Below are 240 nucleotides of genomic sequence, written 5' to 3'. Positions count from 1 at the left end.
CGTCACCACCTGCGCGCCTGTTTTTCTTTTTTACCTTTTTCCACTCATCATGGAGTGTTTATGAGTCCACGAATCCCCCCCAGCAGTTCATACGCGTGGACAGAACCGCACCAGTCCCCATCACCGTCGCCTGCCAGGCATCCCGCTCAAGCCCCCGACAACCCGACCCCGCTTCGCTCCGCCGGGACGGCCTCCAACGAACACAGGGTTGAACTCGTCGACGATGGCACCGTGGGGTGC

General features: G+C 60.8%; 1 pseudogene. It reads left to right on the top strand.

What is annotated here, in order from left to right:
* Positions 1–60: 60 nt before the first annotated feature.
* Positions 61–240, top strand: a pseudogene (locus WLY71_RS31755) (hypothetical protein); the annotation flags it as partial.

Origin of the sequence: Pseudomonas rossensis (assembly GCF_039888995.1) — a bacterium.
Classification (GTDB): Bacteria; Pseudomonadota; Gammaproteobacteria; order Pseudomonadales; family Pseudomonadaceae; genus Aquipseudomonas; species Aquipseudomonas rossensis.
The sequence above is the reverse complement of the archived record's forward strand: the minus strand, read 5'-3'. Positions and strand labels throughout refer to the sequence as shown.